Source organism: Lentzea kristufekii, from assembly GCF_033949925.1.
In the GTDB taxonomy this organism is placed as follows: Bacteria; Actinomycetota; Actinomycetes; order Mycobacteriales; family Pseudonocardiaceae; genus Lentzea; species Lentzea kristufekii.
On sequence record NZ_JAXAVV010000006.1, the window covers coordinates 207,042 to 230,428 of the forward strand.

Below are 23,387 nucleotides of genomic sequence, written 5' to 3' on the forward strand. Positions count from 1 at the left end.
ACGACACCCTCGAAGAGGAGGCGCGTTCCATGAGCTCACCGGCAAGTGAGATCGAACTGTCCATCGGCGGCATGACCTGCGCCTCCTGCGCCGCCAGGATCGAGCGCAAGCTCAACAAGCTCGACGGCGTCCACGCGACGGTCAACTACGCCACCGAGAAGGCGCGCGTCAGCTTCCCCGAGTCGCTGACCGCGCAGGACCTGGTCAAGGTCGTCGAGAACACCGGCTACACCGCCGAACTCCCCGCTCCCCCGCGGACCGACGTGGAGGTCGAGGAAGAAGACCCCACCCGGCCACTGCGCCGGCGTCTGATCACGTCCGTGGTGCTGAGCGTGCCGGTGATCGCGCTGGCGATGATCCCCGCGCTGCAGTTCACCTACTGGCAGTGGCTCTCGCTCACGCTCGCCGCACCCGTCGTGGTGTGGGCCGCGTGGCCGTTCCACAAGGCCGCGTGGACCAACCTGCGGCACGGTGCCGCCACCATGGACACGCTGATCTCGCTCGGCGTGGGTGCGGCGTTCCTGTGGTCGCTGTACGCGCTGTTCTTCGGCACGGCGGGCGTTCCGGGCATGACGCACGGCTTCGACCTGACCGTGCAGCGCATGTCGGGCGCGGGCAACATCTACCTCGAGGTCGCGGCGGGCGTGACGACGTTCATCCTCGCGGGCCGCTACTTCGAGGCGCGGTCCAAGCGCCGCGCCGGTGCCGCGTTGCGCGCCCTGCTCGAGCTCGGCGCCAAGGACGTCGCCGTCCTGCGGGACGGCCGCGAGGAGCGCATCAGCGTCGACCAGCTGCGAGCCGGCGACCGGTTCGTCGTCCGGCCGGGCGAGAAGATCGCCACCGACGGCGTCGTCGAGGAGGGCAGCTCGGCCGTCGACCTCAGCATGATCACCGGCGAGTCCGTGCCGGTCGAGGTCACCACGGGCGACGGCGTGGTCGGTGCCACGGTCAACGCGGGCGGACGGCTGGTCGTGCGGGCCACGAGGGTCGGCACGGACACCCAGCTCGCGCAGATGGCCAAGCTCGTCGAGGACGCGCAGAACGGCAAGGCCGAGGCCCAGCGCCTCGCCGACCGGATCTCCGCGGTGTTCGTCCCGATCGTCATCGCGCTGTCCGTCGGCACGCTGGCGTTCTGGCTGGGCGCGGGAACGGGTGCCTCCGCGGCGTTCACCGCGGCCGTGGCGGTGCTGATCATCGCGTGCCCGTGTGCGCTCGGCCTGGCCACGCCGACGGCGTTGCTGGTCGGCACCGGTCGTGGTGCGCAGCTGGGCATCCTGATCAAGGGTCCCGAGGTGCTGGAGTCCACACGCCGCGTCGACACGGTCGTGCTCGACAAGACCGGCACGGTCACGAGCGGGCAGATGAGCCTGGTCGAGGTGCACGCGGCGGAAGGCACCGACGAGGAGCAGGTGCTGCGTCTGTCCGGTGCTCTGGAGCACGCTTCCGAGCACCCGATCGCCAGGGCGATCGCCACCGGCGCCGTCGCACGGATCGGCGAGCTGCCCGAGGTCGAGGGCTTCCAGAACCTGGAAGGCCTCGGCGTGCGGGGTGTCGTCGGCGAGCACGCCGTCCTGGTCGGCCGTGCCCGGCTGCTCGAGGAGTGGAGCGTCCGGCTCGGCGAGGACCTCGCGACCGCGAAGAAGGAAGCGGAGGACAAGGGCCGCACCGCCGTGCTGGTGGCCTGGGACGGCGAGGCGCGCGGTGTGCTGGTCGTGGCCGACACGGTCAAGCCCACCTCGGCCGAGGCGATCGCCGGACTGCGCCGGCTCGGTCTCCGGCCGGTGCTGCTGACCGGCGACAACGAGGCCGTGGCCAACGCGGTGGCCGCCGAGGTCGGCATCGACGAGGTGATCGCCGAGGTCCTGCCGAAGGACAAGGTCGAGGTGGTCAAGCGGCTGCAGGCCGAGGGCCGCGTGGTCGCCATGGTCGGTGACGGCGTGAACGACGCCGCCGCGCTCGCCCAGGCCGACCTCGGACTCGCGATGGGCACCGGCACGGACGTCGCCATCGAGGCCAGCGACATCACGCTCGTGCGGGGCGACCTGCGCGCGGCGGTGGACGCCATCCGGTTGTCACGGCGCACGCTCGGCACCATCAAGGGCAACCTGTTCTGGGCCTTCGCCTACAACGTGGCCGCCCTGCCGCTGGCCGCGCTCGGCCTGCTCAACCCGATGATCGCCGGGGCCGCGATGGCGTTCTCCTCGGTCTTCGTGGTGAGCAACAGCCTGCGCCTGCGCGGGTTCCGCAGCGCGAACAAGAACACCGTCTGATCCGTGGTCCAGCTCGCCGCCGTGCGAGCTGGACCACTTCCACACCGAGGGGGCAGTGATGCAGGACAGGTATGTCACCAGGGCGGGCGCCACGATCGCCTACGAGCTCACCGGATCCGGCCCGCTTCTCGGCTACGCCCACGGCGTCTTCCTGAGCCGGGCAGCGGTCCGCCGGCTCCACCTCCTCGACTTCGACGCCCTCGCGGCCGGTCACCGGCTGCTGACCTACGACCAGCGCGGCCACGGGAAGCCGCGTGGCGTGACCGGGCTCAAGACGTGAGTTCAAGGCCGCCTTCGTCGGGCAGGCATACTTCTGGCTCTGCAGAGAGGGTGTGAGCGATGCGCGGGCTCGGTGAGCTGGAGGCGGCGGTGATGGACGTGCTGTGGCACGCCCGGGAGCCGCTCAAGGTGCGCCAGGTGCTGGAACGGCTGGACACCGGCAAACAACTCGCCTACACCACCGTCCTCACGGTGCTCGACAACCTGCACCGCAAGGACTGGGTGACGCGCGAGCTCGAAGGCAACGCCTACCGGTACCAGCCCACGATCACCCGTGCCGAAGCGGCCGCGAACGCCGTGCGCGACGTGCTCGTCGCCTCGGGCGACCCAGAGGCCGCGCTGTTGCACTTCGCCCAGTCCGCGACCGCGGAGGAGTCGGCCGTACTTCGCCGCGCGCTGCGCAGGAAATCGTCGGGACGATGACGGTCGCGCTGGCGTTGCTGCTCGGGTGTGCCGCGATGGGCTGGCTGGCTCCGCGCCTGCTGTGGCGGATCAGCGACCCCGTGGTGGCCCTGGTCGCGTGGATCACCTCGGTGGTGGCGGTCGTGATCACCTCGACCGCGGCGGTGGTGCTGCTCGTGCTCCCCAAACACGGCCTCGGTGCTCTCGACACCCTGCACCACTGCTGGGAGTCGGTGTCCCACGGCACCACGCCGAAGGTCGAGGTCATCAGCGGCCTCACCGGCGGCACGCTGCTGACCGCTCTGCTCGTCCGGCTGGCGTTCGTCGGTGCCCGCAGCACCCGGCAACGAGCCCGCGCCCGCGAGGAACACCTCGCGGTGCTCCGCCTGGCCGGACGACGGGAGTCCGGTGCGCACCCGACGGTGTGGCTCGACCACGACCGTCCGCTGGCGTTCAGCCTCGCGGGCAGACCCGGCGTCGTCGTGGCCACCGAGGGACTGCACCGCCACCTGACCCCCAGCCAGGTCGACGCCGTGCTCGACCACGAACGAGCACACCTCGCCGGCCGCCATCACCTGCTGGTCGCCGCCGCGGACGCCGTGGCCGCCACGCTGCCGGTCCTGCCGCTGTTCAAGCGCGCGGCCACGACGATCCGCGAACTCGTCGAGATGGCCGCCGACCTGGCTTCGGCACGCACCCACGGCGTCGAGACCGTCCGTGCCGCGCTGATGCGGGTGTCCTGCCACGGCGCTCCGAACTCCTCGCTCGCGATGAGCAGAGACGCACTCGGGACGCGGCTCGACCGGCTGCAACGCCGCCGCCGGATGCCGAACCACACCCGCAGGCTGCTGTCCTGCGGGATCGCCGGAGTCACGGCGTTGACACTGCCCGCCATCACGGCGGCTGCGGCGTTGACCGCCACGATGCTGCTGACCTGCCCGCCGAGCTGACCGCAGCCGGATTCGCCGGCCGGGCTCAGGACTTCGCGGTCAGCGGGAAGGTCACCCCGGTGAGCCGCTCCGACGCCTCCCACAGCCGCCGCGCCAGCACCGGGTCGCTGGCCGCCGCCGACCGGCCGACCAGCGCCGGGTGGCCGTGCAGCTCGAACCGCCCGTCCGGGCCGACGTAGCTGGCGCCCGGAAGGTCCTGCGTCGCCGCGTACAACGACGGCAGCGCGCCCTGCGCCTCGGTCTGCGCGAGGTGACGCCCGACCAGGTGCACGACCTTGACCAGGTGCGGGTTGCGCCCCTTGGTGCCCAGGTTGGACGCCGTGTAGCCGGGGTGCGAGGCCAGCGCGCGCACGGACGACCCTGCCTCGCGGCAGCGGCGGTCGAGTTCCAGGGTGAACAGCAGGTTCGCCAGCTTGGACCGGCCGTAGGCCTTCACCGGGGTGTAGCCGGAGCGGGCGAAGTCGAGGTCGTCGAGATCGAGCACGCCCGCCTTGTGCGCGCCGGAGGCCACGGTCACCACGCGGTCGGTGATCGAGGGCAGCAGCAGGTTGGTCAGCGCGAAGTGGCCCAGGTGGTTGGTGCCGAACTGCAGCTCGAACCCGTCCGCCGTGTGGCCGTGCGGGGTCATCGCCACCCCGGCGTTGTTGACCAGGACGTCGATTCCGCCCTGCCAGCCCTCGGCGAACGCGCGCACCGACGCCAGGTTCGCCAGGTCCAGCTCGCGGACCTCGGTGGTGCCGGACATGGCGGCGGCCGCTCGCTCACCGGCGGCGACGTCGCGCACCGCGAGCACCGTGCGCGCCCCTGCCGCGGCGAAGGCGGTCGCCGTGCCCCGGCCCACCCCGCTGGCCGCGCCGGTCACCACGACGGTGCGGCCGGTCAGATCGGGAAGGTCGTCGGCGGCCCACCGGTGCTTCGTCATGATCGCCACTTTAGGCGGCCACTGGACGGCCACTCGACGACCACCGTCCCCCGCCACCGTATCGACGTCACGGTACGTCGACAGGAAGAGAGAAAATGAAGATCCGCACTGTGCTGGTCTCCGCAGCACTGGCCGTCCTCGGCTCGCTCACGGCGGTCGTTCCCGCCTCGGCCGACGGCATCAGCACCTATTACCTCACCTTCCGCACCGGCAACCTGCCGAACGCGGACACCGAGGACGCCGTCCGGGTGACGATGTTCGGCACCGAGGGCCAGTCCGGCCCGATGCAGATCGACCGGGACTTCCGCCGCGGCGAGACCTGGACGTCCGGCCCGCACCGGCATCCGTCGTTCGGCACCATCGGCTACATCAGCCTGGGCAAGAGCGGCCGGGAGAAGGACGCCTGGTTCTCCGAGTACGTCGACATCCACGAGGAAGCCACTGGCAGGGTCTACCACTGCGTGGTCAACGAGTGGTTCCCGCAGGAGAGCCTGACGCGGTTCTACGCCTGCTCCTGAGCTGAGCACCCGGTGCGGGCGCGAGTGGAGGCCCTTCCCACTCGCGCCCGCACTCATGCGGCAAGCTCTGCCCAGTCGGCACTGAGTCGCCAGGCCTTGGCGCGCGCGGCGGGGTCGTAGGAGACGCTGGGCGACCGCTCTTCCTTGTCCCGCAAGTAGTAGCGACCCGTCACGGTCGCGAGGCCGGGGTCCGTGGCCAGGCGCAGTGCGGCCGCCGCGCCTTCTTCCGGTGTCAGCAGACGACTGTGGATCAGCGACCGGAAGGGCTTGAGCGCGGCGGGCGTGATGTCGTCGACGATGCTCGTGCTCACGAGGCCGGGGTGCACGGCGTTCACCGTCACGCCCTCGTCGTGCCACCGGTCGGCGAAGACGTAGCCGCAGATCGTGCTCAGCAACTTGGCCCTCGCGTAGGCGGTGAACGGGGCGAAGCCCTCGACGGGATTGAGCTCACGCAGGTCGGTGACGCCGGCCAGGTCGAGCGAGACCGGCCGGGGCCTGCCGAGCAGCGGCACGGTGCGGGTGTCGGACATGGTCGCCGAGACGACGTTGACGACGCGGCTGGGCGCGGCGGCCCGGAGGCGGTCGTGCAGCAGGTAGGTGAGCGTGAACCCGGCCAGGTGGTTCACGGCCAGGTGCGCTTCCACGCCGTCGGCGGTCAGCCGCCGGTCGCGGTAGTGCGCCCCGGCGTTGTTGATCAGCAGGTGCAGCCGGTCGTGGCGTCGCGAGAACTCGGCGGCGAGCCGGTGCACGTCGCGGCGGACGCTCAGGTCGCCGGTGAGCACCTCCACCCGGTCGGCGCCGACCTCGCGCCGCAGGGCTTCGCCACGGTCCCCGTCGCGGCTCGTGATGACGACGTGGGCGCCGGCGCGAACCAGTTCCGCGGTGATGACCCTGCCCATTCCGCCGGCGCCACCGGTCACCAGGGCGACCTGGCCGCTCAGGTCCGTCTGACCACTGTGGACGTTCACGCGGCGACGCTCGGGGCCTGGCGGACGAACGCCGGTCGCACGGCCTCGCACACGAGGAAGTCGGCCAGGTCGGCGCGCGAGATCGAAGAGGTGACCGCGATGCGCAGATCGTTGCCCGCGCGGTAGCCGCCGGTCGCCGGGCCGTCCTTCAGGGCGGGCGGCCGGACGACCGTCCAGTCCACATCGGACTGCCGGATGAGCGCCTCCATCGCCTCCTTGTCCCGCATCTTGTGCTTGACCGACGCCCAAAGCAGCAGCGAGTAGAGCGAGCGGTCACGGCTCTCCGCCGCGCCGTGCGCGCTGACGGCCACGAGGCGGCGCACGTTCGTCTCCTTCATCGCGAGCAACGTGGCGCGGATGCCGTCCGAACAGACCGTGGACGGGCCGCGCTCGTTGGTGCCGAGCGCGCTGATGATCGCGTCGTGGCCCGCGACGACGTGGGCCAGATCGGTCAGCACCGGAAGTACCGCCACGGTCAGACCGGGCGCGGGAGGGATCGCGTCGTTGCGGCGCACGACGGCCGTGACGGCGTGCCCGGCCCGCAGCGCGACGTCGACGACGGCCCGTCCGGTGCCGCCGCTCGCACCCAGGACGACCAACCGAGAACTTTTTGAGTCAACTTGTCTCACAAGTTCCACTCTGCCACCCCGCGCGCTTCTGAGTCAAGTTGTCTCATAAGATGTCGCCATGGCCGACTCCACCGACCCGCGCGTCACCCGCAGCCGCGAGGCGATCCTCTCCGCCGCGCGGGAGCTGCTCCGCGAGGACGGCCCGGCCGCGGTCACCCACCAGAACGTCGCCAAACGCGCGGGAGTCGGGCGCGCGACCGTGTACCGCCATTGGCCGCAGCCGAGAATGCTGCTCGAGGACACGATGGCCGGCGTCCGGATGCCGTTCTTCCAAGACCCCGTCTCACCCGTCCGCCCGTGGCTGGCGCGGCAGATGCGCACACTCGCCGACGAACTGGCCCTGCCCGAGGTGCAGGCGGTGACCGCGGCGCTGTTCCACGGGGCACCGGAGGAGCCCGACGCGACCGCCCGGCGAGAGCAGCTCATCGCCACGATCAGCGGCCAGCTTGGCACAGCCCTGGACTCGGCGACGCGGACCGGCGAACTTCAGGCGTCCGCCGACCTCCTGAACGCCCCGGCGATCATCATCGGCCCGCTGGTCTTCCGGAGCATGTTCGAGCACCGCCCAGTCACCGACGAGATGATCGATCACCTGCTGGACACAATCGGGACCTGGACGACGCCGATCGGCTAGGCGATTCGACGGAGGTCGGGAATGGCCGCGACGCAGACTCGCGGTGAGGGCGCCAGGCCGAGATTCCGGCACCGACGTGAGGAGGGGCAGGGTGTTCGACTGGAAGAAGAAGCTGAACGTATCGCAGGCGAAGACCTCACGATCACCGCGCTCACCCGGCTCGCCCCAGGACAGACGTTCCCCGTGCGCTACCGACCGGCCGTCATGGACCACTACGTCGCCCTCGCCCGGGACGCGGACCCCGCAATCGCATGGTCCACGCTTTGTCAGACACATGCCTGGGTGCGGCCGCCCGCCGGAGCGGACGGCCGCGGACACTCAGCGCGTCGAGTACTCGGCGATCACCGCCTGCACGAGGAGCGGGCTCGTGCCGGGCACGTCCGCGGCTCCCACCGCGATCAACCGGTTCGTACCGGGCACGGCGGCGATGGCGTTGTAGTTCGTGCCGAACAGGCCTGACGGAGACGGTGCGAGGGTGGTGGTCCACCCGGCCGGGCCGTAGGAGCTGAAGGACGCCGCCGGGATGCGGCCGATGACCCACGGAGTGCCGTTCGCTCCTACCGCGACGCCCGGAGTGGCCGGGGTGTTCAGCCCGCTGACGGTCTGCCAGGTGGTGCCGTCTCCTCGCACGACCACGTTGGCCGACCCCATGCCGCCGCCGTCAGCCACCGCCCAGATGTCGCGGGAGGACGCGCCGTCCAGCGACTGCACGGTGACCTGCTGCTGGTTCAGTCCTATGTCGACTGCTCGCCAGGACGTGCCGTTCCAGTGGAACAGCAGCGGGCCCGCGAAGCCGTTCCACATGCCGTTCCCGGCCGCCCACACGTCGTCGGGCGCGAACGCCTTGACGGTGTTGATGGTGCAGAAGTTCAGGAATCCGCCACCGGTCACGCATTCGGCGGGCGGCTGGTGTTCCTGCCAGGAGGTTCCGGTCCACTCGTGGAACACCGGGGCGTTGCCGTGGTGACCGACCAGCCAGGCATGTCCGTCCACAACGGACAGGTCACGGATCGAGAGCGTGCCCGGGGTGGCACCCGGCGGGTACGGCACCGCGGTCCACGCCCTGCCGTTGTAGCGCCACACCAGCGTGACGTTGCCGTCCTGCGACCGCGGCGCCCCCGTGACCCAGACATCCTTCGCGGACGACGCCGCGACGCGCTGGAAGTACACCGGCCCCTGGACGACGGGGAGCGACGTCCGGGACCACCGGAATCCGTTCCACCGCAGCATCATCGGAGTGCCCGTCGTGTCCGGCTGATCCGGGTGGTAGCCCTCGAAGCCGACGGCCCAGGCGTTCCTGCCGTCGACGGCGGCGACGTCCCAGAGATTGCTCGTCGCCTTGTTCTGCGGGATCGAGGCCAGGCGCCACGCCGTTTCCGGCGCGGCGGCCGCGGCGGGCCCGGCGGCGCCGGTGACCACCGCGACCGAGAAGGCCAACGCCAGGCATCTGCGAACTCTCATAAGTCCCCCAAGCTCTTGGACCTGAACAGGACTGCGCGCGGCCGATCATTCATGACGCGCGGCCGCCGGTCAGGGGTTCGCACCACCTTGACCGAGTTGAGCGGTGATCGTGACACAGCCGCCGCGACCAGGTAACCCGAATGGGATTCAGGTATGCCCTTGTGATCTAGCTCACGGACCAGGTAGAACAGAACGCACGGTTACCGGAAATCACGCCTCACGGAACACCCTCCCTGCCAACCGAATACTTGTGAGGACCTGTGCGAACCGCAGTCGTCGCCGCCCTGCTCGGACTCGGCGCCTTCGCAGTAGCGGCCGGGTTGGTGCTGCAACTGCACGCCTATCCCCTGCTCGCCAAGCTGCAGCACGACATCGACACGGTCTCGGTCTCCGAAGGAGAAGGAGTCACCGCCGTCGTGTACCCGCCTGGCGGAGCACCGGAAGTACGCCACAACCTCCGCCTCACGGCGACAACGCACGTCGAGGGTGATCTCGCCGCCCCCGAGGTCAAGGAGAACGGCGATGTCACCGTGTGGAAGCGGGCGACGATCGTCAAGGAGGACGCCGACAAGCTCGTGCTCAGCGCCGAGGTGCGCAAGATCTGCCTCGACCGCCGCACCGGCGAAGCCGTCGCGCCCTGCTTCGACGAGTTCTACGAGACCGAACAGGGCAAGCGGGTCACCGCCGAAGGGCGGCAACTGCTGCAACCCGGCCTCAACTTCGTGTTCCCGTTCGACACCGAGCAGCGTGATCACCGTTGGTACGACACGGTCCTCAAACGCCCGGTCGACATCCACTTCGCGGGAGAGCAGCTGTTGCAGGGACTCGACGTGTACCGGTTCACGCACACGATCCCGCAGACGGCACTCGACCGGTTCGCGGTACCCGGCTCGCTGGTCGGTAGCCCGGAGCCGTCCGTGGACGTCACCCAGTACTACGGCGTCACCCGCACGTTGCTGGTCGAGCCCACGACCGGCGCGGTGCTCTCGGTCCGGGAGGACATCCGGCAGGAGCTGCGCACCGACACGCAGGCCGAGGGCGAGGGAACCCCTGTGTTCGCCGGAGAACTGCGGCTGACGAACGCCTCGGTCGCCGCGAACGTGGACCAGGTCAAGCAGAACCTGCCGAAGCTGTTCGTGATCACCGCCCTTCCCACCGTCCTGTGGGTCGCCGGTGCCGCGCTGGTCGCGATCGGGCTGGTCCTGCTGCTCGTGTGGCGGCGCGGCCTCGTCGCCGGGTCGCTGGCGCTGGTGATCGGTGCGTGCCTGGCGGGCGCGATCACCTACGGCGTCACCAGCGCCAGCGACCCGGACGACTCGCTCGATCTCAAGAACGTGGTGTCGTCCTCGAACGTCGACTACGGCCTCCGGTGAGCACCGTGTTCCTCCTCGATGATCTCGGCGACCCGGAGCAGTTCGCCCTCCGCCTTCGGCACCGCGATCAGGGTCACCGGCAACGGGTTCCCGTCGGCGTCCGAGCCGGCGCGCACGGACACGGCCGGGTAGCCGCTGACCCTCCAGAGCGGCGAGAACGGAGAGGTGGCTCCGTTGCGCACCAACACACCGCCGGGCAACGACATCGTCTCGGCCGGCCCGGTGTGCCCCGGCGTCACCAGCACGTCGACACCGGTGAACATGTGGTTCAGCATCACCCGCTCCGCCGCGCGCATCGAACGGCAGATGCCCCGCAACGGCCAGGGCACGAAGCGGTCGAGCATGTCCAGCTCACGAGGACCGGCGGCCAGGTGCGGCGCCAGCAGGAGCCTGGACTCGGCGGCGAGGTGCGGGTCGTGGTCGACGACCTCGTTGACGTGCAACGACAACAACGCGGCGACGTCTTCGACGACCCGGCGCATGCGCGGGCGCGTGCGGGTGGTCATCGCGAGGCCGCGCAACGACACACCGATCCTCAGTGGACGGTCCGAGGGCTCGGCCGCCCAGCCGATCGCCCGCACGACGTACGCCACGTCGGCCACGGTCCTCGCCACCACGCCGCGTCCACCGGAGGTCTCGAAGCCGACCACGCCCGCACCTCCCGCCGGCACCCCGCCGGCACCGGGCGCGCGGCGTGCCAGCACCGCGGACACCACCCCGGTGGCGACGGCGACGGCCGTGCCCGACACCTTGGGATCGAGCGCCGTGGCGGAGATGCCCGTCGTGGGGTTGCGATGACGCTCGACGCCCGACGTTCTCCCGATCACGACAGCTCCCGCCGCCGTCAGTGCGTCGAAAGCCGAACGTGGCAGGGAGTCCTCGACCGCCAGGGGCAGCCCGAGCAGGCCGCCGCTCTCGCCGCCCGCCAACCGCCGATCGGCCTCCTCGGCACTGCGCCGGGCGGTGGTCAAATCGACATCTGTGAAAACGTGCCGCGACGAGTTCAGCCGATGTTCGGCCGTCGCAAGGAGTTCTGCTGCGGTCGTCGCACCGCGGGCGAGCAGCCGGGCCTGCTCAACTGCTCCCGGGTAGCACACAGGGGTTTCTTCCACGTGTCTCTTCCTCCGGCCTCGTCGCCGATGAGTAAGGAGCTGCTTCCTTCAGTCGCTACCCGTTGGCCAGCAGGGGTTCCGCCGAACGGCTCTACGGTTCGGCGGCCGAGTAGCTTCTTTCTCCACGCGGACCGATCAAGATGACTTGAGTCACCCCGGTCGAGGGGTTGCGCAGAGGTTACTGTCGGGTAGGTTCCACGCCACTGTGACGTCCCTCTCATATGCCGAACACACCCAGAAGGAGGACGAGTGCGACGTGTTGCGAGCCTCGTGCTGGTAGGACTGGGCATCTTCTCGCTGGCGCTCGGAGCAGTCCTGCGCTTCTACGTGTACCCCGAGCTCGCAGTCGTGCCGCTCGACCAGAAGACGGAATCCGTCGCGGAAGGCGCGGCGAAGGTCTTCTACCCCAAGGAACTCGTCGTCAAGGACGCGCGGCTGACGGCCACCCGGAAGGTCGAGAGCAACCTGACCGTGCCGGAGGCCAAGGTCGACGGCGACGTGATGGTGTGGGACCAGGGCCTGGTCGTCACCGACTCGGAGAACCAGCTCGTCTCCGCGTTGAAGCACCGGGTGTGCCTCGACCGGCGAACGAACATGGCTCTCCAGCAGTGCACCCAGCAGTACGTGACCGATGCCGAGGGCGACCCCACCGCCGCCGACAAGGCCGTGCGGCAGGAGGGCCTGAACTACAAGTTCCCCTTCGACACCCAGCCCCAGGACTACGAGTACTTCGACACCACCCTGCGCAAGGCGACGACCGCGCGGTACGAGGGCACCGACGAGGTCGGCGGGCTCGAGGTCTACAAGTTCGTCCAGAAGATCCCGTCGACCAAGTTCCGCGACCAGGAGGTGCCCGGGTCGCTGGTGAACAGCACCGAGGCCTCGGTCAAGGCGGAGCGCCGCTACCAGAACACCCGCACCATGTGGGTCGAGCCGGTCAGCGGCATCATCGTCAAGGGTTCCGAGCAGCAGCGGCAGGCATTGTTCGGGCCCGACGGAAAAGAAGGAACGGTGCTTCTCGACGCCACCTTGACCTTCAACGAGAAAACCGTCGAAGAATCGGTTGACCGCGCTTCTGAAGCGCGCGCGAAATTGACTCTGATCAGCAGCACCGGACCGATCGTCCTGCTTTCCGTCGGCCTGGTGATGCTGCTCGCCGGAATTCTTCTCGGAGTGCTCGGACGACGGGCTAGGCACGTCGCCTGAGCACGATCACGAAGTTCCACGAGGCGATCTCCCGGACCCCCGGGACGCGGGTGATCCACTTCGCCCACCACGGGTGGTACCGGGGGAACGTCTCGACCACGTCGGCGACGGTCTGGCGGTGAGCCCACCGCTGGACCGCCCCGACGCTCACCGGGAACAGCGAGGTGCCGAACGAGTTCTTCGGCGGCTTGCCGTTGCGGCGCTCGTAACGGCGTCGCGCGTAGTGGCCGCCGAGGAAGTGCCACGGTGCGGTCTCGTGGCCGCCCCACGGCGAGTACCACGGCGTGTAGGACATGAAGACGGTGCCTCCAGGCCTGGTCACACGCACCATCTCGGCCAGCATCAGCCACGGGTCGTCGACGTGCTCCAGCACGTTGGACGAGTAGCAGACGTCCACCGAGCCGTCCCGGAACGGCAGCGCCGTGCCGCTCGCGCGGATCATGCCGGGGTCGGGTTCACCACGGGCGGACAGCTCGCCGACGTCCGGGTCCAGCCCCACGTACCGGGCGCCGGCGCCGCGGAACGCCTCCGCGAAGTAGCCGGGCCCACCGCCGACGTCGAGCACGACGGAGCCGCTCAGCGACACGTACGACGACACCTGGGCGACCGAGTCGTCCGCCAGGATCCGGTAGAAGTGGTCGGGGTCGGACTGCTCTTTCAAAAATGCGCGAAAAAGCCGAACAGAACGCTGGAAAGTTGGCTTTCGCAACTTATCCGGAGCCGCGACTGAACCGATCTCGACCATTGCCATCTCCAGTATTCCGTCTACCATGGCTACCTGGCAGTAACCTAGCATCGGGAGAGGCAGATGTCGCGTAGCCCTGATTACCGGCCGAGTATTCTGCTGGTGAATTGGCGCGACACCAGACACCCCGAGGGCGGCGGTTCCGAACGGTACGTCGAGCGCATCGCGGAGGGCCTCGCCGGGCTCGGCTACCGGGTCTCGATCCAGTGCGCCGACCACGACCGCGCCCCTTCCGGCGACTGGGTGGCGGGCGTCCGATTCCGCAGACGCGGCAACAAGTTCACGGTCTACCTGCACGCCCTGCTGGCGATCCTGCGCTCCGACGCGGACGTCATCGTGGACGTGCAGAACGGCATGCCCTTCTTCAGCCGCCTGGTCGCGCGCTGCCCCGTCCTGGTGCTGGTGCACCACGTGCACCGCGAGCAGTGGCACAGCGCGCTGGGCCCGTTCCTCGGCCGGATCGGCTGGTGGATCGAGTCCTGGCTCGCGCCGAGGCTGTACCGCAGGTGCCGCTACATCACGGTCTCGAACGTGACGCGGGACGAACTGGGCCGGCTCGGTGTCGAGCTGCGTCGCACGGTGGTCGTGCCGAACGGGCTGGACGCGCCTCCCGCCGTCACCGCGCGGCGCACCGACGCCCCCGTCCTCGTCGCGGTGTCCCGGCTGGTCCCGCACAAGCGGCTGGAGCACGCGATCGACCTCGTCGCGCGGCTCCGTCCGAAGTGGCCGGACCTGCGACTGGAACTCGTCGGCGAGGGCCCGTGGAAGGAAGTGCTCCGGCAGCACGCCATCGATCGCGGAGTCCAGGACAGCGTCGTCATCCACGGCTGGGTCGACGAGCAGACCAAGCACGAGATCCTCGCCGGGGCATGGGTGCACGTGTGCCCGTCGGTCAAGGAGGGCTGGGGCATCGTGATCATGGAGGCCGCCTCCCACGGCGTGCCCACCGTCGCCTACCGGTCGGCAGGCGGCGTGGCCGAGGCGATCGTGGAGCACCGGACGGGTCTGCTCGCCGAGGACTTCGACGACTTCGTCCGGCACACGGAGACGTTGCTGCGGGACCAGCCGCTGCGCAAGGCGATGGGCGCGGCGGGCAGGGAACGTGCCCAGCAGTTCAGCTGGGAGGAGAGCCTCGGCGTGTTCGAGAGCGCCGTGCACAGCGCCCTGCGGCTACCTCCGCGCCTCGTGGCCGGTGAGCACCGCGTCGCACAGCAGGTCGAGTAGCTCCGCGGCGGCGTGGAAGTCCTTGCGCCGCAAGCACACCGTTCGGCGTGGTGACCTCCCCTGTCGTCACCACGCCGAACGCGACGCCCGACCGGCCGAGCAGACGCGTGCTAACTCAGGCTGATGATGACGCCGGTCTGCCCTTCGGGAACCGGTCCGAAGAAGGAAATCCGTTCCCCTGGTGGATATGTCACGATGGTCAGCTTGGGCAAGTCGGGTTGACCCCGAAAGGTGCAGCCCCGATCCTTGCCGCAGGGAGGTTTGGGCGGTCGGGTGTATCCCGCGGAGACGGCGGCGTCGATCTGTGCCTGGGCGATCTCGTTCTCGAAGCCGGGGCGGAGCGTGACGATCACCAGGCTGACCGGCGAGCTCCCGATCCCGGCCCCGCCGGTGTTCTCCTCCTTGAGCACCACCCCGAACCTTGCGCCGATGCTGTCCGCCACCTCCGAAAGGCGCAGCCGCCGAGCCTTGACTTCACGCCGTTCGCGGAACCACATCATTCACCGCCGGTCTCCTGATCCCTTTGACACCGGACATGTCTTTCGAGAGCGCCCTGCGGCTACCTCCGCGCCTCGTGGCCGGTGAGCACCGCGTCGCACAGCAGGTCGAGCAGTTCCGCGGCCGCGGCCGCGTCGAAGTTCCTGCGCCGCACCCGCACCGTCGCCGTGGTGACCTCCCCTGTCGTCACCACGCCGAACGCGACGCCCGACCGGCCGCTCGCCGCGGGGAAGAAGCGCAGGGCGCTGACGTTCCCCTTGACGACGCCGAGGTTCGACACGAGAAAGGTGCTGCCGAGCCGGGACGCCAGCAGCCGCATCCCCCACTGCGCCAACGGGTTGTGCGCACTCGGGAAGCCCGCCTCCGGCGTGGCCGCCGTCAGCAGCGCGCGCACGTCGTCCTCGGTCGCCCCGGCCGGCAGGCGCAGTCTCAGCAGCGCGCTGTCGGCCTCGGGACGCGGGTCCGCCCCACCGCGCCAGGAAGCGCCTATCGCGGCGACGACGCGGCCGTGCGCGGCACCTCGTGCGGCGTTCCACTGCCGCGTCGCGTCCAGGGCGGCGGCGGTGAGCCTGGCGCTGCCCAGCTTCACGACGGGCAGCGCGCGGGACACCAGGTGGTCGCCGGACTCGGTGCCCCGCAACGAGGGCTGGATGCGCGTGGGAGGTGTCCACACGGCTTCGCGCACGCGGTCGAGCGCGTTCAGGAGGTAGGGCCGGTCGGGGCTGCGCGACGCCACACCGGTCGCGGAGCTGTGCACGGACTCACCGAGTGCGATGCCCAGCAACGCCAGCAGGCCGAGGCCGTCGACCGCACCGTGGTGGGCGGCGATCATCAGCGAGTCGCCGGCGAGCGCGACCCGGACCAGCGGATCGCCCGCGCGGTAGTGACCGTCGGCGAACTCTGTCCGCGCACCGTCCCAGTCGGACGGACGGAGCACGACCGCGGCCGGGCCGAGGTTCGGGAACTCCGCGCAGGCACGGGACATCCGCGCGGCCACCACCGACGGATCCGGCGCCTCGCGCAGGCTCGCCTCGAGCAGGATGCTCCAGGAGGCCGCCGGGTCCCCGGAGAAGGCCACGGTCACCCGGTCAGCGAGAGCCGTAGTCGAGGACCTCGGGCTCCACGGCCTTCTGGCCTTGCTCGATCCGCTGCTCGACGACCTTGTCGGGGTTGTTCTGCTCGACGACGATCACGCCGACCCCTCCGGCGAGCGCGGCTCCGGCAACGATCGCGACCAGCACCGAAACCAGTTCCACGTCTTACTCCTCATGTCGGGGTGCCGCGAATCTACCGACCGGTAACCGTCTCCACAACAGGCTCGCACCGATCAGTGACCCAGCCGCGACCCACGCGAGCACTACGGGCGCAACGGGTGGGCCGAACGGGTCATCGGGCACTGCTCCAGGTACCCGGTAGAGCGACAGTTCGGGCCCGTCGTGGACTTTCTCCAGCCGCGCCAGCAGGTTCTCGTCCACCCGCCCCGGCGTCCCGTGCTCGACCAGCACCCAGCCGATGCCGCTCAGGTCACCGGCGCGCAGCCGGGCCGCCCGCGGGTCCTCCCCCGCCACCACCTTCCCGCCGACCGGCAGCGAGTCGTCCACGACGGTCGTGCCGGGCAGGTAGCGCGGCGCGGGGTCGAGCTGGGTGCGCCGGTCGTTCCAGCCGAACCTGCGGAAAGCCGACAGCGGGTACACCGCCACGTCGCCCGGCTGGTCGACGAGCTTCTCCCGCACCGCGGCCCAGTCCGCCGGGTACTGGACCGGTTCGAGGCGTCCGAACCCGCCCCAGGCGAGGTCCGGCAGCAACCCGAGCAGCAGCACGGCCACGAGCAGCCGCGCGCGCAGCCGTTCCACCGCGACCGCGAGCCCTATCGCGAACGGCAGCGCGAGCCACGCCACCCACTTCTGGCTGTCGCGCAACAACCCGGCACCGGGCACGTGCTCGATCAACGTCTCCAGCAGCGCCACGCCACCCGGCAGCACCGCGAGCAGGGCAAGCACAGCGCCGAGCACGCCCAGTCCCGCCAGCGGCCACACGGGCAGGCGTTTCGACAGTTCCCGCAGACCGAGGACCGCCGCTCCCAGGAGCAGGACCGTGAGCACGGGAAGCGCCGGGTTCGCCCGGCTCACCGGAACGACCTCGGCGTTCCAGATGCCACCCAGCCCCAGCACGCTGAGCACCGGCCCGCCCCAGTTCTCCCCGCGGGCGCTGAACGCCTCGACGCCGGCCGGGTCGGACAGCCCGTCGTGCAGCAACGAAGGCACCCACCACGGCGCGTTCAGGACGACACCGATCGCCAGGACCTGCCAGGCCTTGCGACGTCCGGCGGTGGCCAGCGCCGTGCCCAGCGCGAGAACACCGCCCGGCGCCGAGAGCACGGCGGGCAGGCTCGCGAGCACGAGCCGGGTCCACGCGTGCGGTTCGCCGGCGCGCATCCTCAGCCCGGCCATCGCGACCCACGGCAGCGCCGCGTAGCCCAGCAGCAGCGTCCAGTGGCCGATGAAGAGCCGTTCGGCGACGTAGGCGTTCCACGAGTACGCCACTGCGGCGACGATCCGCAGGCCGGTCCTGTCCGTCGGCACCAGCAGCCCGGCGCCCAGGGCACCGCCGAAGACGATCGCGAGCAGCGCGAGCTTCTGCACCAGCTGACCGGGAACCAGCTGGGTCACCAGCGCCACCACGGCGTCGACCGGAACCGCCCGCGGCAACGCGTCCCCGAGCCCGAACGCCGCCGCGTTCACCGGCTGCTCCGGCGTGAACACCATGTCGTAGACGAGGACGTAGCCCGGCCACAGCACGGGAGCGAGGGCAGCCAGCGCCAGCACCGCGCACGTGGCGTAGAGCTTCAGTCCGTTCGGCCGCACTTGCTCCCTCTCCGGTCGCGCCGGGGCTACAGTCGCCGAAACTACCGGCCAGTAGTACTCGCGGGTAGTACTGCGGCAGACCCGGCCCCGGAAGGATTCCGCGTGTCCGCTCCGGCGACGACCACCACCCGCCTGGACGCCCTGCTGATCACGGGCGCGCTGCTGGGCGCCAACGCCGCCAGCTACGTGCTGACCATCGCGGCCGCACGAGCCCTGGCTCCCGCGATCTTCGGCGAGCTGAGCGCACTGCTCGCGCTCGTGGTCATCGGTGTGGTGCCGGCGATGAGCCTGCAGACCGTCGCCGCCCTGCGGGTGACGAGCCTCGGCCCGCGCCCGCTGTTCGGACTGGGCCTGAGCGTGAGCGCGGGCATGACCGTGCTGACCCTTGCCCTCGTGCCGCTGCTCGCCCGCCTGCTGCATCTCGACGGCCCGTGGCCGGTCGTGTGGCTGGCGCTGTCCCTGGCCCCGCTCACGGTTCTCGGTGTCCTGCACGGTCTTCTGCAGGGAACGCACCGGTTCGGCGCGCTGGCGCTGCTGGTGTCGCTCGAAGGGCTCGGCAAGGTCGGTGGCGGGGTGATCGGCCTGTGGCTCTCCCCCTCCTCGGTCTCGGTGCTGGCGGGAACGGCAATCGGCTCGTTCCTGGTCGTGGTGACCGGGTGGAGGCTGTGCGGCTCACCCCGCCCGGCACGGCCGGCCGGCGGGGCCGAGGTGATGCACGCGTCCCAGGCCATGCTGGCGCTGGTACTGCTGGTGAACCTCGACCTCGTGCTCGCCCGGCACCAGCTCGCCGACCAGGCGGGCGGCTACGCCGTCGGAGCGGTCGTCACGAAGATCGCGTACTGGCTGCCGCAGGCGGTCGGTGTGCTCGTGCTGCCCCGCATGGCGGACGCGGACGACCGCCGCCGGATGCTGCCCAAGGCCCTGGCGGTGTGCGCAGGCCTCGACGCGTTCGTGATCGTGGGCTGCGCGCTGTTCGGGCCGCTGGGCGTGTCGCTGATCGGTGGCGCGAACTACCACGGCGACGCGATTCCGTTGTGGCAGTTCGCTCTCGTGGGTTCGTGCCTCGCACTGGTGCAGCTGCTGCTGTTCTCCAGGATCGCGAGCGGCGACCGGCGGTCCACCGTCGCGGTGTGGATCGCGGTCGTCGCCGAGGTCGCGCTGATCACCTCGTGGCTCAACGGCTCCGTCGGTCAGGTCGTGACCGGTGCGCTGCTCGCGACGGCGGGACTGGTGATCGCGGGCACCGTCATCGAGGTCCGCGGCACCAGGCAGGCCTGATCACGGCACGGCGGGATCGGGCGCTGCGGGATCAGGGCGCTGCCCGAACGGGCCGAACGCGGCCGCGACCACCGCCGAGACCGCCACCAGCAGAGCGGCCTGGACCAGCGGGACGTAGGCCCATTCCTGACCGTGGCCGAGGATCCGGCCCAGCACCGCGACACCCGATCCCAGCGCGATCCCGCTCACCGCGATCACCTTCGGCGCCGCCGCCCAGAACTCGCGCGCCAGCAGGCACGCGATCAGCGCCACGATCGGCAGCATGCCGCCGAGCACGGCCAGCAGCACCAGCATCGCGACCATCAGCCAGCGGCTCTGCGACGGTGCCACGAACGCCACCCGCCGCCGCACCGGGATCGCGGCGAGCAGCAGGACGGCCAGCACTCCCAGAGCACCCGCCAGCAGGCCCGTCCGGTACCGGGTGTCCGGGCCGAACTCCAGCGCGACCACGCCGCCGTCGCCCTCGGGCAGGACGTACGCCTGCCGCCAGCCGTCGACCCGGACCTTCTCCAGCGCCTGGCCGTTCAGGGTCGCCGTCCAGCCGTCGTTGACGTTCTCGGACACCACGAGCAGTGCCCGGGGCCCCGGCGCGACGGTGACCTCCCGTTCGGTGGCGTCCCAGGCGCCGATGGTGACTTCTCGATGCGTGGCAACGGGTTTCGGAAGTTCGACGTGGGTCACGGAGACGTCCTGCACCACGAACGAGTCAGATCGCGACGTGGTCAGCACGTGGTCGCCGGCCGGCAGCTCCAGGGCGGTCGCCAGGTCGTCGTCGCACAACACCGCCTTCAACGGGCGGTTGGCCATGACGTCGCCGAGCACGCCGGACACCGAGCTGTTGATCTTCTTCCCGTCGACGTCGATGACCGGGCCGCGGCCGCACGGCACGGTGAACGGTGTCGTCGCGGGCACCGGCTTCAGCACGCCGTCGAGCGCGGGCACCCGAAGCTCACCGATCTCGGCCGGTCCTGCACCGCTCGACTCGCGCACGACGAGTTCGAGCTTCTCGGTGTCGGCCGGTCTGATCGTGACGAGGCCGTCCGCGCCGACGCGCACCACCTCCGTGCCCGCGTCGGTGCGCACCTCCAGCTCGACGGGTGTTCTCGCTCCTCGCGCGCCCTCGAACCTGAACTCCGAGACGGTGCGTTTTCCCTTCCAGGCCAACATCAACGTCGGCCGCAGGTCCGTCACGTCCGGCACCCAGGACGTACCCGTGTCACCGTCCACAGCGGACAGCGGACTCGCCGCGACGTCGCCCGCGAGCGAGGTCGACCCCGTGATCGTCAGGCCCTCCGGCGTCACCGGGTTCTTCGCGCCGGCTGAGGGCACGACGGTGGCGTTCACGGCGAACTTCCCGTCGGCCGAGGTGCGGAACAACCGCGTGAGGCCGTTGACCTCCTCGCCGAAGCGGGACAGCGACGAGTCGCACCGCACCGTGCCGTCGGTCTGGTAGCAGGCCGGACGCGACTGGCTGCCGCGGGTGAACGAGAAACCCGGCTTGGCCGCGTCCTGGTCGCGTGGCACGCGCAGCGCTCTCTGCGCCGTCATGCCCGGCACGCTCAGCTCCTTGATGCCGACGTTGCCGTCCTGCCTGTCGGCGGCGACACCCAGAACCGTGACGCGCACGCTGCCGGTGAGACCGGGACGAACGGGGTAGGCGTGCCGGCCGCCACCGGACGGGACGTCGTGCTCGCTGTCCCCCGCGTCCGTGGTGAACCTGATCCGGGTGACCGCCCAGCCCACCCGCAGGTCGTCGACCAGGTCGAGCGTCACCTCCCCGACCGAGCGCGGGGTGTCGAGGTCGATCTCCAGCCACTGCCCGACGGGCCCGGTGAAGCTCGACGAGTGCCACGCGGACCCGCCGTCGCCGTCCACCGCCGCGAACGGCGAGTTCGCCGGGTCGATCGCCCCTGCCGCGTCGGCGTACGCGGTCGACGTGGACGCCCGCACGGCCCGGATGCCGCGGTACTCCGCGACGGTCTGGTGCTTGGTGTCCTGGAACGGCGACACGTCCAGCGCGACGCGTCCCTGTCTTGACGCCTCGTCCGCGGACATCGTCTGGCTGAGGTTGTCGGACACCCTGCCGACGTTGCGCTCCTTGCGCCTGAGGCCGTCGGTGACGAGCAGTTCCCCGGTCCGCTCTCCGGCGTCGCCCGCGAGGACGACGGGCTGGTCCGCCTTGACCAGTCCCTGGGACAGCAACGGCAGCAACGACTCCGGTCCGCCGCTCACCGTCGGCACGTCCGCCTCGCCGACGGCGGTGACGACCGGGACCGCCCGCTTCACCTCGAAGATCTCCAGCGCGTTCCCGGTCGCGGTGGCGTCGACCGAGCTGACGAGCCGCTGGTCGCTCATCCGCACCTCGGGCCCGAACTGGGCGACGCGCTCGATGCCGGGTGATCCCTGGAGCGCCTGGCGCAGCACGGTCAGTGGTGGCGAGCCTGTCGGTTCACGCGCGATGTCGTTGCGCAGCAGCAGGAACCGGTATCCCCCGCGGGCGAGGAAGTCCGCCAGTCCAGCCGAGCCGCGCCCGTCCGCGAGCGCGTCGTAGACGGCGTCCATGTACCGGGTGTTGCCCTCGGACCCGAGCGGTACCTGGTTGCGCACCGCCCACGGGGCCTCCGCGAGCGCCTGCATCGGCTCGTCCACGGTCCTGCCCCAGGTGTACTGGCCGAAACCGGTGGCGGGCAACAACAACGTCCTCGCTCGGCCGTCCTGCTCCGCGAGCCATCCCGCCGCCTCGCGCCAGTGGCCCGGCACGTCGGACCACCCCTGGCCGGGCCGCAGGGTCAGCAGCCACACGGGTGCCGCGACGACGGCGATCAGCACCAGGGCCACACCGGTGCGGGCCCGCCGCCGCCAGTGCTCGGGAGCGGCCCTCAGACCGGTCGGCCGGGACAGGTGCAGCCCGTGGACGAACCCGAGGACCAGGCACAACCGCAGCACCGGCTCGAACTTGTGCACGTTGCGCAGTGGTGCGAGCGGCCCGTCCAGGAGTCCGCGCACCACCTCGGCGAGCGGCGAGTCGAGTGATCCGACGTACCCGACGGTCAGCAGGGTCAGCCCCGCCAGCGTGCCCAGCACCAGGAACCGGCGTTCCGGCAGCCCCAGCCGGGCCAGTCCGACGACGCCGATCAGCGCCACCAGCGCGGTACCGGCCATCAGCACCGGGTTGTCGACCAGGAGGAAGCCGTTGGGCCACCACGGTTCGCCCTGGAGCACGTACGCGACCCACTGGTTCGTCCCGCGCAGCACCTGGAACAACGACATGGGCGCGGTGGTGTTCGCCGCCGACTCGATGTAGTCGAGGAACGGCAGGCTGTACCGCCCGAGCAGCAGCAGCGGGAAGATCCACCACAGCGCGACCGCGATGACGCAGCCGGACCACCACAGCACCAGCTTCACGTGCGCGCGGTTCCACGTGCGCGTCAGCAACCAGATCCCCGGGAGGACCAGCGCCATCACGACCATCGCGCCGTTGACGCCGCCCATCCCCAGCACCGCGAGCGCGGACAGGGCCGCCGCCCGGCGCGGTGACCCGATCCGGTCCGCCAGCACCAGCGGCAGCAGCACCCACGGCAACATGACGGCGGGCAGCATCTCCGCCGACAGCGGCCCGATCTCGGTCAGCACCCGAGGGGCCAGCGCGTAGGCCAGCGCACCGGCGTACCTCGTCGGCTCCTGGCCGATGCCGAGCGCGCGGGCCAGCCGCAGCACCCCGTAGAACGCGAGGCAGAGCAGGAGCGCGCACCAGAGCCGTTGGGTGATCCACGCGGGTATGCCCAGAATCTGGCCGGTCGCGAAGAAGGGCCCCATCGGGAAGAAGTAGCCGTACGCCTGGTTCTGCAACTCGCCGGCCGTGGCGGCGGGATTCCACAGGTGCAGCGCTCTGCCCAGGAACCCGACCGGGTTGACGGCCAGGTCGAGTTTGGTGTCGAACGTGGCCGTTCCGAAGCGTTGCGCGAACGACAGCACCGTGAGTGCGAGGAGCACCCACGTCGTCGGGTTCCGATGTGCGATCTTCAGGCTTCTGATGGCGCAGGAAGTTACCACC

21 protein-coding genes are annotated in these 23,387 nt (G+C 70.6%); 10 read left to right on the forward strand and 11 right to left on the reverse strand.

Going from position 1 to position 23,387, the window contains the following annotated elements:
* Positions 1-29: 29 nt before the first annotated feature.
* Genes SK571_RS14795 through SK571_RS14810 form a run of 4 tightly spaced genes read left to right on the forward strand, consistent with a single transcriptional unit; the run spans position 30 to position 3,901 of the window.
* Positions 30-2,270: a heavy metal translocating P-type ATPase gene (locus SK571_RS14795; RefSeq protein ID WP_319984843.1), complete on the forward strand. Its 2,241-nt coding sequence runs from the start codon at positions 30-32 to the stop codon at positions 2,268-2,270.
* A gap of 58 nt (positions 2,271-2,328) precedes the next feature.
* The gene (locus SK571_RS14800; RefSeq protein WP_319984631.1) at positions 2,329-2,550 is read left to right on the forward strand and encodes an alpha/beta fold hydrolase; all 222 of its coding nucleotides are present in this window, start codon (positions 2,329-2,331) and stop codon (positions 2,548-2,550) included.
* Positions 2,551-2,609: 59 nt separating this feature from the next.
* A complete protein-coding gene (locus SK571_RS14805; RefSeq protein WP_319984632.1) occupies positions 2,610-2,972 on the forward strand; it encodes a BlaI/MecI/CopY family transcriptional regulator in 363 nt (120 codons plus the stop codon).
* Positions 2,969-3,901, forward strand: a complete 933-nt coding sequence (locus SK571_RS14810) for a M56 family metallopeptidase (RefSeq protein ID WP_319984633.1) — start codon at positions 2,969-2,971, stop codon at positions 3,899-3,901. Before SK571_RS14805 ends, SK571_RS14810 begins: the two co-directional genes overlap by 4 nt.
* A 25-nt stretch (positions 3,902-3,926) precedes the next feature.
* Here SK571_RS14810 and SK571_RS14815 read toward each other — a convergent pair whose 3' ends face one another.
* Positions 3,927-4,823 carry an oxidoreductase gene (locus SK571_RS14815; RefSeq protein ID WP_319984634.1) on the reverse strand — a complete coding sequence of 299 codons (897 nt, stop codon included), beginning with the start codon at positions 4,821-4,823 and terminating at the stop codon, positions 3,927-3,929.
* Positions 4,824-4,918: 95 nt separating this feature from the next.
* Here SK571_RS14815 and SK571_RS14820 point away from each other — a divergent pair, with 95 nt between their 5' ends.
* A complete protein-coding gene (locus tag SK571_RS14820) occupies positions 4,919-5,341 on the forward strand; it encodes a PLAT/LH2 domain-containing protein (RefSeq protein ID WP_319984635.1) in 423 nt (140 codons plus the stop codon).
* 53 nt (positions 5,342-5,394) lie between these two features.
* Here SK571_RS14820 and SK571_RS14825 read toward each other — a convergent pair whose 3' ends face one another.
* Both SK571_RS14825 and SK571_RS14830 read right to left on the reverse strand, forming a co-directional pair.
* Entirely contained in the window at positions 5,395-6,309 is a 915-nt protein-coding gene (locus SK571_RS14825; RefSeq protein ID WP_319984636.1) for an SDR family NAD(P)-dependent oxidoreductase, read from the reverse strand.
* Positions 6,306-6,908: an NAD(P)-dependent oxidoreductase gene (locus tag SK571_RS14830; protein ID WP_319984637.1), complete on the reverse strand. Its 603-nt coding sequence runs from the start codon at positions 6,906-6,908 to the stop codon at positions 6,306-6,308. Before SK571_RS14830 ends, SK571_RS14825 begins: the two co-directional genes overlap by 4 nt.
* Before the next feature lie 88 nt (positions 6,909-6,996).
* On the opposite strand from SK571_RS14830, the gene SK571_RS14835 reads away from it, so the two are divergent.
* Complete coding sequence (locus SK571_RS14835; RefSeq protein ID WP_319984638.1) at positions 6,997-7,572, forward strand: TetR/AcrR family transcriptional regulator; 576 nt, start codon at positions 6,997-6,999, stop codon at positions 7,570-7,572.
* A 318-nt stretch (positions 7,573-7,890) separates the two neighbouring features.
* Here the strand turns inward: SK571_RS14835 and SK571_RS14840 are convergent, their stop codons facing one another.
* Positions 7,891-9,033 carry a hypothetical protein gene (locus SK571_RS14840; RefSeq protein ID WP_319984639.1) on the reverse strand — a complete coding sequence of 381 codons (1,143 nt, stop codon included), beginning with the start codon at positions 9,031-9,033 and terminating at the stop codon, positions 7,891-7,893.
* Positions 9,034-9,293: 260 nt separating this feature from the next.
* Here SK571_RS14840 and SK571_RS14845 point away from each other — a divergent pair, with 260 nt between their 5' ends.
* Positions 9,294-10,406: a DUF3068 domain-containing protein gene (locus tag SK571_RS14845; RefSeq protein ID WP_319984640.1), complete on the forward strand. Its 1,113-nt coding sequence runs from the start codon at positions 9,294-9,296 to the stop codon at positions 10,404-10,406.
* Here the strand turns inward: SK571_RS14845 and SK571_RS14850 are convergent.
* A complete protein-coding gene (locus SK571_RS14850; RefSeq protein ID WP_319984641.1) occupies positions 10,391-11,377 on the reverse strand; it encodes an amidase in 987 nt (328 codons plus the stop codon). The two genes, SK571_RS14845 and SK571_RS14850, sit on opposite strands and share 16 nt — an antisense overlap.
* A gap of 390 nt (positions 11,378-11,767) precedes the next feature.
* Here SK571_RS14850 and SK571_RS14855 point away from each other — a divergent pair, with 390 nt between their 5' ends.
* Positions 11,768-12,724 carry a DUF3068 domain-containing protein gene (locus tag SK571_RS14855; RefSeq protein WP_319984642.1) on the forward strand — a complete coding sequence of 319 codons (957 nt, stop codon included), beginning with the start codon at positions 11,768-11,770 and terminating at the stop codon, positions 12,722-12,724.
* Here SK571_RS14855 and SK571_RS14860 read toward each other — a convergent pair.
* Positions 12,708-13,385, reverse strand: a complete 678-nt coding sequence (locus SK571_RS14860) for a class I SAM-dependent methyltransferase (RefSeq protein WP_319984643.1) — start codon at positions 13,383-13,385, stop codon at positions 12,708-12,710. The genes SK571_RS14855 and SK571_RS14860 overlap by 17 nt on opposite strands.
* Before the next feature lie 186 nt (positions 13,386-13,571).
* Between SK571_RS14860 and SK571_RS14865 the strand changes: the two genes are divergently transcribed.
* Positions 13,572-14,693, forward strand: a complete 1,122-nt coding sequence (locus SK571_RS14865; RefSeq protein ID WP_319984644.1) for a glycosyltransferase family 4 protein — start codon at positions 13,572-13,574, stop codon at positions 14,691-14,693.
* A gap of 110 nt (positions 14,694-14,803) precedes the next feature.
* On the opposite strand, the gene SK571_RS14870 is transcribed toward SK571_RS14865, so the two are convergent.
* From SK571_RS14870 to SK571_RS14885, 4 genes are read right to left on the reverse strand one after another with little or no spacing between them, the layout of a single operon-like run.
* Entirely contained in the window at positions 14,804-15,193 is a 390-nt protein-coding gene (locus SK571_RS14870; RefSeq protein ID WP_319984645.1) for a hypothetical protein, read from the reverse strand.
* Positions 15,194-15,252: 59 nt separating this feature from the next.
* Positions 15,253-16,275, reverse strand: a complete 1,023-nt coding sequence (locus tag SK571_RS14875) for a hypothetical protein (RefSeq protein WP_319984646.1) — start codon at positions 16,273-16,275, stop codon at positions 15,253-15,255.
* Between the two features lie 4 nt (positions 16,276-16,279).
* The gene (locus SK571_RS14880; protein ID WP_170176092.1) at positions 16,280-16,447 is read right to left on the reverse strand and encodes a hypothetical protein; all 168 of its coding nucleotides are present in this window, start codon (positions 16,445-16,447) and stop codon (positions 16,280-16,282) included.
* 3 nt (positions 16,448-16,450) lie between these two features.
* Positions 16,451-18,055, reverse strand: coding sequence for a hypothetical protein (locus tag SK571_RS14885; RefSeq protein WP_319984647.1), 1,605 nt, complete (start codon positions 18,053-18,055; stop codon positions 16,451-16,453).
* 102 nt (positions 18,056-18,157) lie between these two features.
* Between SK571_RS14885 and SK571_RS14890 the strand changes: the two genes are divergently transcribed.
* Positions 18,158-19,333, forward strand: a complete 1,176-nt coding sequence (locus tag SK571_RS14890) for a polysaccharide biosynthesis protein (RefSeq protein ID WP_319984648.1) — start codon at positions 18,158-18,160, stop codon at positions 19,331-19,333.
* Here SK571_RS14890 and SK571_RS14895 read toward each other — a convergent pair whose 3' ends face one another.
* Complete coding sequence (locus SK571_RS14895) at positions 19,334-23,326, reverse strand: alpha-(1->3)-arabinofuranosyltransferase (protein ID WP_319984649.1); 3,993 nt, start codon at positions 23,324-23,326, stop codon at positions 19,334-19,336. It abuts the gene before it with no gap.
* Positions 23,327-23,387: the final 61 nt, after the last annotated feature.

Coding starts and splice junctions, on each gene's coding strand:
- SK571_RS14795 (WP_319984843.1), top strand. CDS start 30: ATGAGCTCACCGGCAAGTGAGATCGAACTGTCCATCGGCGGCATGACC.
- SK571_RS14800 (WP_319984631.1), top strand. CDS start 2,329: ATGCAGGACAGGTATGTCACCAGGGCGGGCGCCACGATCGCCTACGAG.
- SK571_RS14805 (WP_319984632.1), top strand. CDS start 2,610: ATGCGCGGGCTCGGTGAGCTGGAGGCGGCGGTGATGGACGTGCTGTGG.
- SK571_RS14810 (WP_319984633.1), top strand. CDS start 2,969: ATGACGGTCGCGCTGGCGTTGCTGCTCGGGTGTGCCGCGATGGGCTGG.
- SK571_RS14815 (WP_319984634.1), bottom strand. CDS start 4,823: ATGACGAAGCACCGGTGGGCCGCCGACGACCTTCCCGATCTGACCGGC.
- SK571_RS14820 (WP_319984635.1), top strand. CDS start 4,919: ATGAAGATCCGCACTGTGCTGGTCTCCGCAGCACTGGCCGTCCTCGGC.
- SK571_RS14835 (WP_319984638.1), top strand. CDS start 6,997: ATGGCCGACTCCACCGACCCGCGCGTCACCCGCAGCCGCGAGGCGATC.
- SK571_RS14840 (WP_319984639.1), bottom strand. CDS start 9,033: ATGAGAGTTCGCAGATGCCTGGCGTTGGCCTTCTCGGTCGCGGTGGTC.
- SK571_RS14870 (WP_319984645.1), bottom strand. CDS start 15,193: ATGATGTGGTTCCGCGAACGGCGTGAAGTCAAGGCTCGGCGGCTGCGC.